General features: G+C 44.1%; 11 protein-coding genes. 10 read left to right on the top strand and 1 reads right to left on the bottom strand.

Going from position 1 to position 16,138, the window contains the following annotated elements:
* The first annotated feature begins 18 nt into the window (after window positions 1-18).
* The 10 genes from dnaK to NG798_RS07765 all read left to right on the top strand — a co-directional run bounded on the left by dnaK (window position 19) and on the right by NG798_RS07765 (window position 14,711).
* A complete protein-coding gene (dnaK, locus tag NG798_RS07720) occupies window positions 19-2,016 on the top strand; it encodes a molecular chaperone DnaK (protein ID WP_261221660.1) in 1,998 nt (665 codons plus the stop codon).
* A gap of 206 nt (window positions 2,017-2,222) precedes the next feature.
* Window positions 2,223-3,221 (top strand): J domain-containing protein, encoded by a 999-nt coding sequence (locus NG798_RS07725; RefSeq protein ID WP_261221662.1) that lies wholly within the window; start codon window positions 2,223-2,225, stop codon window positions 3,219-3,221.
* A gap of 353 nt (window positions 3,222-3,574) precedes the next feature.
* The gene (locus NG798_RS07730; protein WP_261221663.1) at window positions 3,575-6,649 is read left to right on the top strand and encodes a response regulator; all 3,075 of its coding nucleotides are present in this window, start codon (window positions 3,575-3,577) and stop codon (window positions 6,647-6,649) included.
* Window positions 6,650-6,886: 237 nt separating this feature from the next.
* Window positions 6,887-7,264, top strand: a complete 378-nt coding sequence (locus NG798_RS07735) for a response regulator (RefSeq protein ID WP_261221665.1) — start codon at window positions 6,887-6,889, stop codon at window positions 7,262-7,264.
* Window positions 7,265-7,407: 143 nt separating this feature from the next.
* A complete protein-coding gene (locus tag NG798_RS07740) occupies window positions 7,408-8,472 on the top strand; it encodes an adenylate/guanylate cyclase domain-containing protein (RefSeq protein WP_261221667.1) in 1,065 nt (354 codons plus the stop codon).
* Window positions 8,473-8,563: 91 nt separating this feature from the next.
* Window positions 8,564-11,125, top strand: a complete 2,562-nt coding sequence (locus NG798_RS07745) for a PAS domain S-box protein (RefSeq protein ID WP_261221669.1) — start codon at window positions 8,564-8,566, stop codon at window positions 11,123-11,125.
* Window positions 11,126-11,274: 149 nt separating this feature from the next.
* Window positions 11,275-11,802, top strand: a complete 528-nt coding sequence (locus NG798_RS07750; protein ID WP_261221670.1) for a Ycf51 family protein — start codon at window positions 11,275-11,277, stop codon at window positions 11,800-11,802.
* Window positions 11,803-12,031: 229 nt separating this feature from the next.
* Window positions 12,032-13,216, top strand: coding sequence for an iron-containing alcohol dehydrogenase family protein (locus NG798_RS07755; RefSeq protein ID WP_261221671.1), 1,185 nt, complete (start codon window positions 12,032-12,034; stop codon window positions 13,214-13,216).
* Between the two features lie 92 nt (window positions 13,217-13,308).
* Window positions 13,309-13,431, top strand: a complete 123-nt coding sequence (locus NG798_RS07760) for a hypothetical protein (RefSeq protein WP_261221672.1) — start codon at window positions 13,309-13,311, stop codon at window positions 13,429-13,431.
* Between the two features lie 83 nt (window positions 13,432-13,514).
* The gene (locus NG798_RS07765; RefSeq protein WP_261221673.1) at window positions 13,515-14,711 is read left to right on the top strand and encodes an aspartate aminotransferase; all 1,197 of its coding nucleotides are present in this window, start codon (window positions 13,515-13,517) and stop codon (window positions 14,709-14,711) included.
* Window positions 14,712-14,787: 76 nt separating this feature from the next.
* On the opposite strand, the gene NG798_RS07770 is transcribed toward NG798_RS07765, so the two are convergent.
* Window positions 14,788-16,095, bottom strand: coding sequence for a pitrilysin family protein (locus tag NG798_RS07770; protein ID WP_261221674.1), 1,308 nt, complete (start codon window positions 16,093-16,095; stop codon window positions 14,788-14,790).
* Between the last annotated feature and the right edge of the window lie 43 nt (window positions 16,096-16,138).

Below are 16,138 nucleotides of genomic sequence, written 5' to 3' on the forward strand. Positions count from 1 at the left end.
CGAGGAGAAAAACAAAGCATGGGAAAGGTAGTCGGCATTGATCTGGGAACAACAAACTCAGTAGTCGCCGTAATGGAGGGTGGTAAGCCAGTAGTCATTGCCAACGCCGAAGGGATGCGGACAACCCCCTCCGTCGTCAGCTTCAGCAAAGAAGGAGAAACACTCGTCGGACAACTAGCCCGCCGGCAAGCCGTTCTCAACCCCCAAAACACCTTTTACGGAGTCAAACGCTACATCGGCAGAAAATATTCCGAACTCAACCCCACCTCAAAACGAGTTCCCTACACCATCCGCAAAGACGAAACCGGCAACATCAAAATCAAATGTCCCCGCCTGCAAAAAGAATTCGCCGCCGAAGAAATCTCCGCCCTGATTCTGCGGAAACTCGCTGCCGAAGCCAGCCGCTACCTGGGCCAACCCGTAACAGGCGCCGTAATTACCGTACCGGCCTACTTTAACGACTCCCAACGTCAAGCCACCCGCGACGCCGGACGCATTGCCGGCCTGGAAGTCAAACGCATCCTCAACGAACCCACCGCCGCCTCCCTCGCCTATGGTTTAGATCGCAAACAAAGCCAAACAATCCTTGTTTTTGACCTCGGCGGCGGCACCTTCGACATCTCCATCCTCGAAGTCGGCGACGGCGTATTCGAGGTAAAAGCTACCTCCGGCGACACCCAACTAGGCGGCAACGACTTCGACAAAAAAATCGTAGACTGGCTGGCAGAACAATTCCTCGAAACTGACGGCGTAGACCTCCGCCGCGACCGCCAAGCCCTCCAACGCCTCACCGAAGCCGCCGAAAAAGCCAAAATCGAACTTTCAGGCGTTGGCATCACAGACATCAACCTCCCCTTCATCACCGCCACCGAAGACGGCCCAAAACACTTGGAAACCCGCCTTACCCGTGCTCAATTTGAAGGACTTTGTAGCGACCTCATATCACGACTTCGCATTCCTGTCAAGCAGGCACTCAGCGATGCCAACCTCAACCCCGAACGAATTGATGAGGTTGTATTGGTGGGAGGGGGAACCCGAATGCCAATGGTAAAACAGCTTGTCCGCAGCCTGATCGACAAAGAACCCAACGAAAACGTCAACCCCGATGAAGTGGTAGCCGTTGGTGCCGCCATTCAAGCCTCAATTTTGGGTGGCGAAATCCGCGACGTCTTATTACTAGATGTCACCCCCCTATCCCTTGGGTTAGAAACCGTTGGCGGCGTGATGAAAAAACTTATCCCTCGCAACACCACCATCCCTGTGCGCCGGTCAGATATCTTTTCAACTTCAGAAAATAATCAAACGGTGGTGGAAGTACATATTTTGCAAGGCGAACGGGAAATGGCCGCCGATAATAAATCTTTGGGCCGGTTTAAACTCACCGGCATTCCCCCTTCCCCGCGCGGCGTCCCCCAAATTCAAGTTTCCTTAGATATCGACTCCAACGGAATTTTACAAGTCACCGCCCTCGATAAAACCACCGGCCGCGAACAAAGTATTACAATTGCCGGTGCCTCTACTCTCAGTGAAAGCGATGTTCGCCGGATGATTCAAGATGCAGAAAAGTTCTCTCAACAAGACCGGCTACGCCGCGAACGAGTAGAAAAGCGCAACCGTGCCGAAGCCCTCGCCTACCAAGCTGAACGGCAAATGCGAGAAGTAGTCCTCGACTACGGAATGCAGTTTGCCCCAGGCATCCGCAACCGCATTGAAGCATTGATTCGGGAATTGCGAGATAATTTGAGTCGCAATGATGAGCGCGGTGTGGATCTCGCTTGTGGGGAATTGCAAGATGCGTTGTATGAGTTAAACCGGGAGGTTTATCAGTTTTCCCGCGAAGATGAAGGCGAGAACTTTTTTGATTCGGTTCGACGGACAATTTCCGGTGACGACCGCCGCCGGCCTTATCAAGATGACCCGCCGCCACCCCGCCGGCCAACTAAAGGCGATTACCGTATTCCCCGTACTAACACCAGTCAAGAAGAATGGGATGATGAGGAGGACGATTGGTTTTAATTTTGTCATTAGTCAAGAGTCAAGAGTCATTAGGGAAAGTAGGCGCGAACAATTTCTTGCTCACAAAGCACGCCCGGACAATTGACACTCCTACAAATGACTTATGACAAATGACAATTGTACCGGCAGTGCCAAGAGTGGCATCAGGCATCCCGCCTGTGATTACCTGCTTTGACAAAAGACACCTGACACCGAACACCTAAACGATGCAAAACTTTCGGAACTATTACGAGATTCTGGGAGTTGCCAGAGATGCCACCAGTGAGGAAATTAAAAAAGTTTACCGGCGTCTGGCGCGACAATATCATCCCGATTTGAATCCTGGGAATAAGGCTGCTGAGGAAAAATTTAAGGATATTGGGGAGGCTTACGAAGTTCTCTCTGATCCTAACCGTCGTGCCCAATATGACCAATTTAGTCGTTTTTGGCGGCAAAAAGGTTTTCAGGCCCGCAATGCTGCTAAAACTGCTGCTAAAAGTTGGTCACCAAATGGCCGTCAAAATAGCGGCAGTGAAGATTTTAGCGAGTTTTCTGATTTTGAGTTGTTTGTTGACCAGCTTTTGGGCCGTCGGGGGATGAAAACTCGTACAGAGGTTCGCACTCCGCCGCCGGCTTCTTTGCGGCTGGATTCGCCCGATTCTTTTCGCCCCGGCACCAGTAAATCAGCCTATACGGTTGGTAAAACTCCTGGTGCTCGTGATGTGGAGGCCCGTTTGACTTTGCCTCTGGAAAAGGCTTATCAAGGTGGCAATGAACGGATCAGGTTGGAAGATGGCCGGTCTTTGGAAGTGAATATGCCGGCCGGTATGGTCACCGGTCAGCGTATCCGTTTGAAAGGTCAGGGTGTGAATGGCGGCGATCTTTATTTGAAAATTACCGTTAAAGAACACCCCTTGTTTAAGCTGGAGGGGGCAGATGTGCGTTGTCCACTGCCTTTAACTCCTAGTGAGGCGGTGTTGGGCGGGCCGGTGGAAGTGCCTACCCTCGATGGGTTGGTGAAAATTACGGTGCCGGCAGGCGTACGGGCAGGACAGCGGTTACGTCTGGCGGGCAAGGGTTTTCCCATTTTAAACAGCAAGCGCGGCGATCAGTTAGTGGAAATTTCTATTGTTACGCCCAAAGAAGTCAGTAATCAAGAGCGAGAATTATATGAAAAACTGCGACAAATAGAAACCTTTAATCCTCGTCAAGACTTGCTTACCTAAAATTTAAAAGTAAAAAGTGAAAAGTGAAAAGTAAAAAAGAGAAGTCAACCCCCGCCACTTCTTTTACACACTTTTCACTTTTGCCGGGAAACTTTTACACAATTTTTTTATTTAAACGCAACATAGACGCTTATTTTTATCTGGCAAGCGTTAGGCTGTAAGATATAGAGTTTTTTGTATGACTGTGGTACGCCAAAAACGCCGGTTTCGATAAATTTACCGGATTTTTAGGTAACATTTCTGTACTTCAGACAATTAAAGACCGCTATATATTATTCAAAGTTGCTACCCTTTAGCGAGATTATAAATATTTTCTCAACCTTGACAAAATCATTGAACAAAAAGGGGGTAAAATGCCACACAAAATTATTAATAAAAAAAACGCTCAGGCCGTTTTATGGCTGAGCATTCTCTTGGTTTTTATTTTACCGTTTAGTTTAGTTGTTTATCAGCTTATTTCTGAATTTAATGGTGAGATTGATTTTGCAGAAAGAGAAAAATATGGGTTGGAATATACGGTTTCTTTAAGAAATTTGTTAGAAAATTTGATAACTGCTCGCCAAGAAACTAATAAACAAATAATTTCCAGAAGCAACTCTGGAAAAATTCAATCTTTTAATAGTCCGCCAATAGAAAAATATATTGCAGCCACAGACAAACTTGAGCAGCGCTTGGGAATTTATTTAAAAACTTCCCAAAAATGGCAACTTTTAAAAGATAACTGGAAAACTCTTGAGAGCCAAAAACTTCGCCTCAATCCTCAAGAAATTTATAATGATTACACAAAAATTATCGAAAGTTTACTTTCATTAATGGCTGATGTTGCAGATAGCTCAAGTTTAGTTACAGATCCGCTTTTAGATAGTTATTACTTGACGGATGCAATAGTAGCAAAGCTTCCCTCTGCCATAGAAAGAACTGCACAAGCTAGAGAATTAGGCACAAGATTTAGTACGAAAAAAACCCTCAAAAACTTTGAAAAATCTCAACTTTTTGTGCTCTCAAGTTTTATTCAGTATCCCACCCAATCAGTCAGCCGAGGGCTGGAAATTGCCTGGAAAAAAAACTTATCTCTGCAACCCAAGCTTGCCTGGGAAACCAACCAAAGTGTTAGCAGCGTTAACACTTTTTTAAGATTGATTGATCAAAGCCTACTGAATACCGACGTTATTGCCATTGCCCCTAGCGCCTTTGAAGCAGCCGGCACCGATGCTATTAAAAAACAATTTCAACTTTATGATGCTATTTATCCCCAATTAAATAACCTTTTACAAAAGCGGCTTAATCAAGCTATTAACAAAAAAAATCAAGTCAAGATATTTGCATTTTTGGTGTTAATTGCAGTTCTTTATGTGTCGTTTCTTTTTGCTGGCAATCTCCGCAAACGCCGCCAAGTAGAAGCAGCCCTCCGAAAAGCCGAAAGTAAATATAGAAGTATTTTTGAAAACGCCGTTGATGGCATTTTTCAGACGAGCGAAGATGGAAAATATATCAGCGCTAACCCAGCCTTAGCGCGAATCTATGGCTATTCCTCCCCAGCCGAATTAATTAGCCAAATTAGCGATGTTGGTACAGAAATTTATGTTGAGCCAAACCGGCGCCAACAATTTAAAGAAGAAATAGAAAAAAATGATGTAGTCGCCGAATTTGAATCACAAGTTTATCGCAAAGATAAAAGCAAAATTTGGGTTACCGAAAATGCCCGCGCCGTGAGAGATAGCAAAGGAAAATTGCTTTATTATGAGGGTACAGTTGAAGATATCACGGCTCGTAAATTTGCAGAAGAAGAACTCCGAAAAGCCAAAGAAGCAGCGGAAGCAGCCAACTCTGCCAAAAGTACATTTTTGGCAAATATGAGCCATGAATTGCGAACGCCTTTGAATGCGATTATTGGTTATAGCGAAATGCTGGAAGAGGATGCAAGTGAATTTGGCTATAGCGAAATGATCCCCGATTTAGAAAAAATTCGCGCCGCCGGCAAACACCAATTGGCATTAGTCAATGATATTTTGGATATTTCTAAAATTGAAGCCGGCAAAATGGATTTGTATTTAGAAAATTTTGAAATTAGTAGCTTAATTTCAGAAGTAGCCGCCACCGTTGAACCTTTGGTGAACAAAAACAATAACTCTTTAACCATTAATTGTTCAACACCGGCTACCATGTATGCCGATGTAACGAAAGTGCGGCAAATTCTTTTTAATTTACTCAGCAACGCTGCTAAGTTTACAGAAAACGGAACCGTGACTTTAAGTGTAAAAAGCGCCCAAGCTAACAGCAGCGGAGAAATTATTTTTTCCGAGTCGGAAGGGGAGAGTTTTTCGAGGAGTAACTTAAGCGAAAAGTGGATTGTTTTTCAAGTTAGGGATACCGGCATTGGCATGAATAAAGAGCAAATGGAAACGATTTTTCAAGCGTTTATTCAAGCAGATTCCTCCACCACTCGTAAGTATGGCGGCACCGGCTTAGGGTTAGCGATTACCCGCCACTTTTGCCAATTGATGGGCGGTGATATTAAAGTAGAAAGTAGAATCTCCCAAGGTTCTAGTTTTACTGCTTGGCTACCGGCTCGCGTTATTGATCCCAAAAACCGCAAACCGCCTCTACAACCACCGGCAAATTCTTTAACCACTGTCAACCCGTCTTCACAACCGCGAGTGTTAGTTATAGATGATGATATCGCGGTGCGAGAATTGATTGAGCGGAGACTTTCTAAAGAGGGGTTTGATATCCAAACAGCCACTACCGGAGAGATGGGATTGCAACTGGCTAAAGAGAAAAAACCCGATGTAATTATTCTCGATGTAATGATTGGCGAGATGACGGGTTGGACGGTTTTATCTGCTCTCAAAAGTGATCCTGATACCGCTTCGGTGCCGGTGATTGTGGCGACGATTATGGATGAGAAAAATCTCGGTTTTTCCTTGGGTGCTTCTGATTTTTTACCGAAACCAATAGATAGAAATCGCCTGCTGTCAGTGTTACAGCGTTACCGAGTTAAACAAAATTCTGGTTACATTTTAATTGTCGAAGATGATGCGCCTACAAGGGAAATGCTTTATCGAATGCTCCAAAAAGAAGGCTGGCAAGTCAGTCAAGTAGAAAATGGGCAACAAGCGATGCAGAAAATACAAGCCGGTTTAAGCGCAGAAGAGCCGGATAAAATCGCTGGATTGCCTGATTTAATTTTGCTGGATTTAATGATGCCAGAAATGGATGGGTTTCAGGTGATTGCTGAGTTGCGCCAGCACCCTAAAACTCAAAGCTTGCCGGTGGTTGTGATTACGGCAATGGATTTATCGGAACAAGATTATGAACGGCTTAATGGTTCTGTGCGGCAAATTCTTGAAAAAGGCTCGTTTAGTCGAGAAGAACTCCTCCAACAAGTCAGAGAATTGGTTTTATCTAGCTTGAGACAGGCCGAGTAAGGGGGGATTTCATGTAGATATATTGCCAAAAAAAAGCAAAAAGTTTTTTGTCGGGTAAAATTGGCGATTGCTAGGTTGCTTTGGGCGATGATTGGTTGCCGACAACTGTACCCGCGACCGTCGGCGCGTTATGGGGCAACAAATGTTAAATTTTAATGAGAATTAAGACAGCTATTTTTTCCACTTACTTGTACATTTTTCTACGAATTCACTGCTAGCGCCCAGATACACACGCAAATGACGAAAATTCTTTTGGTAGAAGACAATGAGATGAACCGGGATATGCTGTCCCGGCGTTTGGTTCGCAAAGGCTATGAGGTGGTTATTGCGACAGATGGCGCCCAGGGGGTAGAAATGGCTAACTCTCTGACACCAGACTTGATTTTGATGGATATGGGGCTGCCGGTGCTGGATGGATGGCAGGCAACTGAGCGAATTAAGGCCACACCGGCCACTCGCTCAATTCCTGTGATCGCTTTAACTGCTCATGCTATTGCCGGCGACCGCGAAAAATGTCTCGCGGCTGGGTGCGATGATTATGATACCAAGCCGGTGGAATTTACCCGTCTGTTGGGAAAAATTGAAGCGCTGTTGCAGAAAGCTGCTCAAACCTAAGCACTACTCTGCCTCGATGCGCCTGTAGCTAAGAGATTTGATTTAGAATCAGCAAACGGGGTAGGGTTAACCTTGCCGGTGTCCCTGCCAAACTCAATGGTGGGGAAAATTTTCTAGGCGCTTACCTATAAAGAAACTATGCCATGACCGAGGCCCAACCCGCTACTGTACTCGTAGTTGATGATATAGAAGCAAACCGCGATCTGCTGGGACGCCGGTTAAAACGGCAGGGCTACACTGTTTTCGTGGCCGAGGATGGTGCTATTGCCCTGCAAATGATGGTTACGCAGCCTTTTGATTTGGTACTGCTCGACATTATGATGCCTAGAATGAACGGTTATGAAGTTCTGGCGACGCTTAAAGCTGACCCTGAAAAGCGCCACATTCCTGTGATTATGATTTCGGCAGTTGATGATATTGAGAGTGTTGTTAAATGTATTGAATTGGGGGCTGAAGATTATTTAACTAAGCCTTTTAATCCGGTTTTGCTTAAAGCTCGCATCAGTGCTTGTCTGGAAAAAAAACGTCTGCGCGACCAAGAACAGGCGGTTCTTAAACAATTACAAGCGGAACAAGAAAAGTCTGAACGGCTGTTGCTTAATATTTTGCCTAAGCCTATTGCTCTTCGCCTTAAGGAAGGCTGGAATACTATTGCTGATAGTTTTGCGGATGTGACGGTTTTATTTGCGGATATTGTCGATTTTACCAAGTTGTCTGGGCAAATTTCTCCAACGGATTTGGTGAATATGCTTAATGAAATTTTTTCGGCTTTTGATCACTTAGCTGAACGACATGGCATAGAAAAAATTAAAACAATTGGGGATGCTTATATGGTCGTTAGTGGTGTGCCTCTACCTCAGCCGGATCACGCGATTTCTATTGCGGAAATGGCTCTGGATATGCAAAAGGTTATTGCTCAGTTTAATGCTGAACGTGAAGAACCTTTTAGTATCCGTATCGGCATTAATACTGGGCCAGTGGTGGCCGGTGTTATTGGTACTCACAAGTTTACTTATGATTTGTGGGGTGATACGGTTAATATTGCTTCTCGGATGGAATCTCAAGGGCTGGTTGGCGCTATTCAGGTCACAAGTGCTACTTATGAAAAGTTGCGAGAACGTTATGATTTTGAAGAACGCGGTATCATTGAGGTTAAAGGTAAGGGAGAGATGAGAACTTATTTACTTAAGGGCAGGAAAAATTTTTGAAGGTCTGCCGGCCTGGCTTTTTTCTTCTTATTTTCGATTGGCTCACGATTTGAAAATATAAAAATGTTTCCCATAAAACATCATATTTTTTATGATTCATTCTTACCTCGCACAGCAACTCGAACAACTCGGCCTCTCGGAAAGTTGTCTTCCCCCAACAACTGAGGCTTGGCAGCAATTTTTAGGGTCGGTGAGTTGTATTTATTCTCAATCTGATCGGGGGGAACACGGCAATTTTTTAACGTCGGTTCTAAAGTGTTTGGATGCCGGTTTTTGCTGGCTAGACTGCTCTGGTTGCTTGCAGTCTATTAACCCCGAAGGTGCGCGTTTGTTAGGGTGGTCTGAGGCCGAATTGTTGGGGAAAAATTTTTTGGAGTTTGTGGAAGTTAAATATTACCCTCCGTCTTCTTCTCCCAATTGTCAAGCTGTTATTGCAGATTTAACAGTTAGCCAAAAAAATACTACTTTCCGCTGTAAGGATAATCGCTATTTGCAAGTTTCTTATATATTAAATTGGATTGTTGAACAAGGTTCGCCGGTGGGGGCTGTTTTGGTTTTTTTTGAGCGCCGTTTTAGCGATTTTTTGCAGGAGTCTATCCAAAAAGAATTTGAAGAAGCGCTTTATCGCAGTGAAATGAATAACCGAGCTTTGATAAATGCCATTCCTGATTTAATGTTTCGCTTGAATAAAGACGGGTATTTTTTGGATTTTAAAGCTCCAAAAAGTAATTTTTTAGAGGATTTAGGGGGGGATAAGTTTATTGGAACAAATATCTCCGCAGCTTTGCCTGATGATGTATTTACGACTTATTTACATTTTTTAGAACAAGCGCTTTTAACTGAAAAAGTGCAAGTATTTGAATATCAGCTTTTATTAAATAATCACGTTTGTGAGTATGAAACGCGGCTTGTTAAAAGCGGTTTAGATGAAGTTTTAGCGATTGTTCGTGATATTACTGACCGCAAAACTGCTGAAAAGGCGCTTTTGGAAAGTGAAGAAAAATATCGCTCGGTGGTCGATAATATTAAAGAAGTGATTTTTAAAACAAATTCCAAGGGCTTTTTTACTTTTCTTAATCCCGCCTGGACAGAGTTAACCGGTTACGCTCAAAAAGAAAGTCTGGGAATGAATTTTTTAGATTTTATTGATCCCGCAGAGCGTCCCCTTCTCAGACAAGTTGTAAAGCAATTGATTAAAGGTCAAGAAACTTTTTATCGCGCTGAATTGCGTTACTTGACAAAAAGGGGCTCGGTGCGTTGGTTTTCTGTTCATGTTACTCTGCTCTGGGACTATAATAAATTAATGGGTAGTTTTGGAACGCTTAATGATATTACTGAGCAGAAATATGCGGAAAACAGCCTGAAATATCGGATTGAATTTGAAAATTTGATTACCAATCTTTCGACAAAATTTATCAATTTAGCAGCCAATGAAATCGAGGCTGGAATTAATCATGCCTTGCAAGAAATTGGGATTTTTTGTGGAGTAGATCGTAGTTATGTATTTCGGTTTTTAGAAGATCAATCCTTTCTCCAAAATACTCACGAATGGTGCGCTGCTGGTATTGAATCGCAAATACAAACTTTACAAAAAGTGCCGATTAGTGAGTTATCATGGTTGGTAGAAAAACTTTGCCGATTTGAAAATGTTTATGTGCCGCTCGTTACGGATTTACCTCCAGAAGCAGATAGGGAAAAACACCACTTTCAATCGCAAAGTATTCAATCTTTAATCGTTGTTCCGATGGTGTGCGGACGCTCTTTAATGGGTTTTGTAGGGTTTGATTCTGTGCGAGATCAGAAAACTTGGTTAGATGAAAGTATTTCTCTTTTAAAAATGGTGGCAGAAATGCTGGCAAATACTTTAGAACGTCAGCGCACTGAAAAAGAGTTAGAAAGAGTTGCTCAGGCTGCTGAAGCGGCAAATCGTGCTAAAAGTATCTTTTTGGCAAATATGAGTCACGAGTTGCGTACTCCCCTGAATGCTATTATTGGTTATAGCGAAATTATTAAGGAAGAAGCGGAAGATTTAGGGTATGTTGAAGTTAATTCGGATTTAGATAAAATTCGCAGCGCCGGCTACCATTTATTGAATTTAATTAATGATATTTTGGATATTTCTAAAATAGAAGCCGGTCGGATGGATTTGTATATAGAAGAGTTTGATATTGCTATATTAATTGATGAAATTGTGAACACGATTCGGCCTCTGGTTCAAAAAAATCAAAATACCCTAAAAGTATTATGCGACCCCGATATTGGCAGGATGGCAGCGGATATTACAAAAGTTCGCCAAGTGTTGTTAAATCTGTTGAGCAATGCTGCTAAATTTACGGAAAATGGCACTATTACTCTGTGGGCAAAAATTGAAAATGGCAGAGGCGATGATTTGGGTTCTTCTTCTGTTGGCCGGTATGTGGTTTTTACGGTTAGCGATACCGGCATTGGTATTCCTAAAGAACAGTTAGAAACGATTTTTGAGCCTTTTACCCAAGCCGATGTTTCAACCACCCGTAAATATGGCGGCACCGGCCTGGGTTTGGCAATAGGCAAGCGTTTTTGTGAGATGATGGGAGGAAACATTACCTTAACAAGTCAATGTGGGGTAGGATCAACATTTACGGTGGTTTTGCCGGCAAATATTCAACCTTAATGCCTAAAAATAAGCTAATCGAGACCGGGAAAGTTTGCGAATAAAAAAACAATCAATCGATAATAAAGATGGTGTATGGTTAAAAATTGCTGGGCAAAACCGGCTTGTGGAAATAGTCTGACAATGAACGGGGAACACTTAACAAAGTTATGCTAACAACTGCTGAATTTTTTAGGGCGACTCAATGGGCCGGCATTTTAACGGTGGCTTTTGCAATTCTGGCCGGTTTGGCTTTTTTGTTTAAATGGGGATTTCGCTTTCGCTTGGTTGGTGTCACCGGCTTTATGGCGGTTCTCACCGGCGGTTTATTTGCTTTGAGTATTGTACCAATTACTCGCACTCAGGTGGCCGGTGCCGCTCATTATACGACGGTTTTTGATTCGGGGAGTTCTCAAGTTGTGATTAGCGTTTCTCCCAAGATTACTCAATCGGAACTTGAGGCAACTCTTCGTCAAGCAGCAAGTAATTTGTTTTCTCCTGGTCGCTTTTCTCAAGCAGGCGAAAAACAGTTAACTATTCGTGCTCGCACTATTATCCATCCAGAAACAGGAGTTTCTATACCTCTTTATCTGGGAGAGGTCAAGCGTTCGCTGTATAAACGCGATGATGAGCAAATGACTGTGGAAGTTTTTAACGATAAACTTGCTCAGTTGCCGACACCGGTTAGCAAGCAGTAAAGACGGCTGTGGTTTTTGGTTAGCCACAGCTTAAAAACTGTGGCTAAATTCATCAGAAATAACTTTTGAGAAAAGACAATCTAAATTTTTCCCAAAAGTGCCTCAATTCTCTTGGCTTAAGATATTGTTAAAAAAGATGTAAATTTAGCAGATTACGACCACCCAAAAGCGCGTAAATATCTGTAAACTAAAAATTCCTTTTGCTGAAACTCCCAAAGTACGCCGTAAAATGACCAATCCACTCTCTTCTAAGCCAACCAACGCTCAAGAAGGCGTTGATAGTGTATTTTCTCTCAATGTTGCCCCTGCTGTTGTAATGCGGGGCTGTGGGGTAATTAATGGTGAAGCGATTGCCCGTTTAGGACGCCGGCCTTTAGTGGTGGCTGGCAATCATACTCTGAGTTTAGCCTCTGTGTGGTTGAAACCGGCCCTCGAATCTGAAAATCTAACCGTTGCCGGTGTTTCCTATAGTCCTGATAGTTGCGAAACTGCTTTAGCTAATTTACAAAAAGCCGCCCATGAGCATCAAGCAGATGTAATTATTGGCTTTGGCGGTGGTAAGGCTTTGGATATTGCTAAACTGGCGGCCTATCGTTGTCGTGTGCCGGTGGTGACTATTCCAACTTCGGCGGCTACTTGTGCTGCTTGGAGTGCGCTTTCTAATGTTTACTCGGAGGCTGGGGCTTTTTTATATGATGTGCCTCTGGCTCACTGTCCTGAGTTGTTGATTCTTGATTATGATTTAATCGCTACGGCATCTCCTCGGACTTTGGTTGCTGGTATTGGCGATGCGTTGGCTAAGTGGTACGAAGCATCGGTGAGTAGTGGTCAATCTCAGGATACCCTGGTAATTGCGGCTGTTCAGCAAGCGCGGGTTTTGCGGGATATTTTGTTTCAAAAGTCGATGGAGGCTTTGAAAAACCCCGGTAGTCAAGTTTGGCGAGAAGTGGTGGATGCAAGTGTTTTACTTGCCGGTGTTGTGGGAGGTATTGGCGGGGCCCGCTGTCGGACTGTGGCGGCTCATGCGGTGCATAATGGGTTAACGCATATTTTGGCTAGTCATGGGACTTTGCACGGCGAAAAGGTGGCTTTTGGAATTTTGGTGCAGTTGCGTCTCGAAGAAATGCTGGCTGGTAATCAATTGGCTGCTACTGCACGACAACAGCTTTTACGGTTCTATTCTGAAATTAATTTGCCCTGTTGTTTGAGCGATTTGGGTTTGGGGAATATTACTTTGGCTGAGTTAGGGCAAGCGGCAGAAATTGCTTGTGCTGAGGGTTCGGATATTCACCGGCTACCGTTTAAGGTGGTGCCAGAACAGCTTATGGCAGCTATGGTTTCTACAAAAGCGCCGGTGGAAGGTGGACGTGGGAGTTTTGCGGCGTCTATGTTTGAGGAAGCGGTGGAAGCTTAAGAGATATCTAACCTATTAGACATCTTCAAAAATATCTATTATGTGGGGCAAGCATCCTGCCTGCCTTTGACCGGCTTTTTTGGAAATGTCTATTGGTTAAATTTTCTCTGGCGGTGGAAGCTCAAACAACCACCGGCCACACCCCACCGGCCAGCTTTATAAAATTTATTACCACACCGGCCCCGTCGTGTGGGATTTTAAGCGCCAATCCCTGATAAGCTAATATTCCTTTGATATTAAAAGCTTCTTTTGAACTTGCTCGCTTCGTGTAAATCAATCAGGAGAGTGCCAGAATTCGATGTTGGATTGGATCGCCCCCGCAAATCGGCTGCAAGCCTTACCCCCCTATGTTTTCGCCCGCTTAGACGAACTCAAAGCTCGCGCCCGTGAGCAGGGGCTAGATTTGATAGACTTAGGCATGGGCAACCCGGATGGCCCTACCCCTCAGCCCATCATTGATGCGGCGGTCGCAGCTTTACAAAATCCCGAAAATCACGGCTACCCCCCCTTTGAAGGAACTGCCAGTTTTCGCCGCAGTATCACAAATTGGTATAACCGGCGCTATGGGGTAGAACTTGACCCCGACAGCGAGGCGTTACCTCTGATTGGTTCTAAAGAAGGTTTAGGACATTTAGCCATTGCTTATGTTAATCCGGGGGATGTGGTTTTAGTGCCCTCACCGGCTTATCCGGCGCATTTTCGCGGGCCGGCTATTGCTGGGGGAAAAATTCATAGCATTATCTTAAAACCAGAGAAAAACTGGCTGATTGATGTTAACGATATTCCCGAAGATATCGCCAAACAAGCCAAGATGCTCTATTTCAATTATCCCAGTAACCCCACCGGCGCGACGGCACCACGAGAATTTTTTGAGGAAATGGTGGCTTTTGCCCGTCATTATCAAATTTTGCTGGTGCATGATTTGTGTTATGCGGAGTTAGCTTTTGATGGTTATCAGCCTACGAGTTTGTTAGAAATTCCAGGGGCAAAGGATATTTCTGTGGAGTTTCATACGCTGTCAAAAACCTATAATATGGCCGGTTGGCGTGTTGGTTTTGTGGTAGGAAATCGGCATATTATCCAAGGTTTAAGAACGTTAAAAACAAATTTGGATTACGGCATTTTTTCGGCTATTCAAAAAGCCGCTGAAACTGCCTTGCAATTGCCGGATGTGTATTTAACTCAAGTTCAAGAACGTTACCGAGAACGCCGTGATTTTCTGATTGAAGGTTTAGGAAAACTTGGTTGGAATGTGCCGAAAACTTTAGCGACTATGTATTTGTGGGTTCCTTGTCCTGTTGGGGTAGGTTCTACAGATTTTGCTTTGGATGTTTTGCAAAAAACCGGTGTTGTTGTTACACCGGGTAATGCTTTTGGTATTGGCGGAGAAGGCTATGTGCGGATTAGTTTAATTGCCGATTTAGACCGGCTAGGAGAAGCTTTGCGCCGGTTTAAAGAGGCGGGTATTTGTTATGAGCCGGCTAAGGTTTGTTGATTAGTCATTAGTCATTGGTCATTGGACAAACGACAAAGTACAGACGTTCTGCCAGAACGTCTCTACTGACAATGGACTAAGGACAAAGAGCTAATGACAAAGGACTAAGGGCAGAGGCCGGCCCGACAATTGAAATATAAGGTTCTGACAAATACCGGCAGGCTGCATCAATAGCAAGAGTAGGGGTAATGGCAGAAATTTCTTCGATAAAAACCGTGTCGAATTCTATGCCTAAGCCTAAAATTTCATACCAGCCAAAAATTTGTGCTAGTTGAGCATTTGTTTGTTTGCCTAGCGCATATTGTCCCAGCAATTTATTTTTCGAGCGTCGTAATTCTTCATCGCTGAGTTTCGTATGGCAAAGCCGGTCAACTTCTGCTCGCAAACCATTAACGGCAACCGTAGTATTTTCCGGTGCGGTTCCCATATAAACTGCAAATTGGGAAGCCTCTAAACGAGTTGGAAAAAGCGCTGACACTTCATAAGCTAAACCGCGTTTTTCTCTCAACTCTACAAATAAGCGTGACGATAAGCCATTACCGAGATAGGTATTCAACAATTTTAACGCTGCGTAATCAGAAGGATTTGCATTCATTGCTTCGCCGCGCCGCACCGAAGGAGCCAAATAACCCAAGATAACAATAGATTGCTGAGTTTCTTGCTCAATCAAAATTTGTTGTGGTTGAGGAGTTAGAAAAGGCAAAGAAAGATCCGGCAGCAAAACGGGAGGATTTTGCCAATCTCCGAAAGATTTCTCGACTAAGCGAACAGCTTCTTCGGGGCTGAGACGACCGGCCAAACTTATAACCATGTTATCTGGCCGAAAATAAGTTTGATGATAGTTGTGCAGATCCTCCGCAGTCAGTTGAGAGACAGTTTCTTCTGTTCCCAAACTCGAAAAAGAATAGGGATGATTGAGATACATTGCTTGACGAAGCCGATCAAAAGCAATGGCAAAAGGCTGTTCTTGTTGAGAGCGAATACTGCGTAAAGTGAGCCGGCGTTCGAGTTCGACCTCGGCTTCTGGAAAACTAGGATTTCGCAAAAGCTGGCCGGCCAAATCCAGCAAGTCGGGGAAGTCAGCAGAAACCGTTTTCAGGCTGAACAAAAAATAATCAGCCGCAGTATCTGCACCCAAACTAGCCCCCACAGACTCAACTTTTTCGGCAATTTCCAAAGAAGTTAGGGTATCGGTGCCTTTGGTTATAACAGCGGCGAGCAGATGAGCTAGACCTGAAAAGCCGGGGGGTTCTTTAAGGGTGCCGGCGCGGATAAACATTCGACAAGCAATAATATCTGCTGCCGGATTTTCTACAAATAAAATGACCAAGCCATTGTCTAAAACTGTGCGGTGGACAATACGGTTAAGAGGGGATTGAACCATGATGCAATTTTAAATGTTTAATTGAAGAGCAATTGTGAAGAGA

It is taken from the genome of Ancylothrix sp. D3o, from assembly GCF_025370775.1.
Classification (GTDB): Bacteria; Cyanobacteriota; Cyanobacteriia; order Cyanobacteriales; family Oscillatoriaceae; genus Ancylothrix.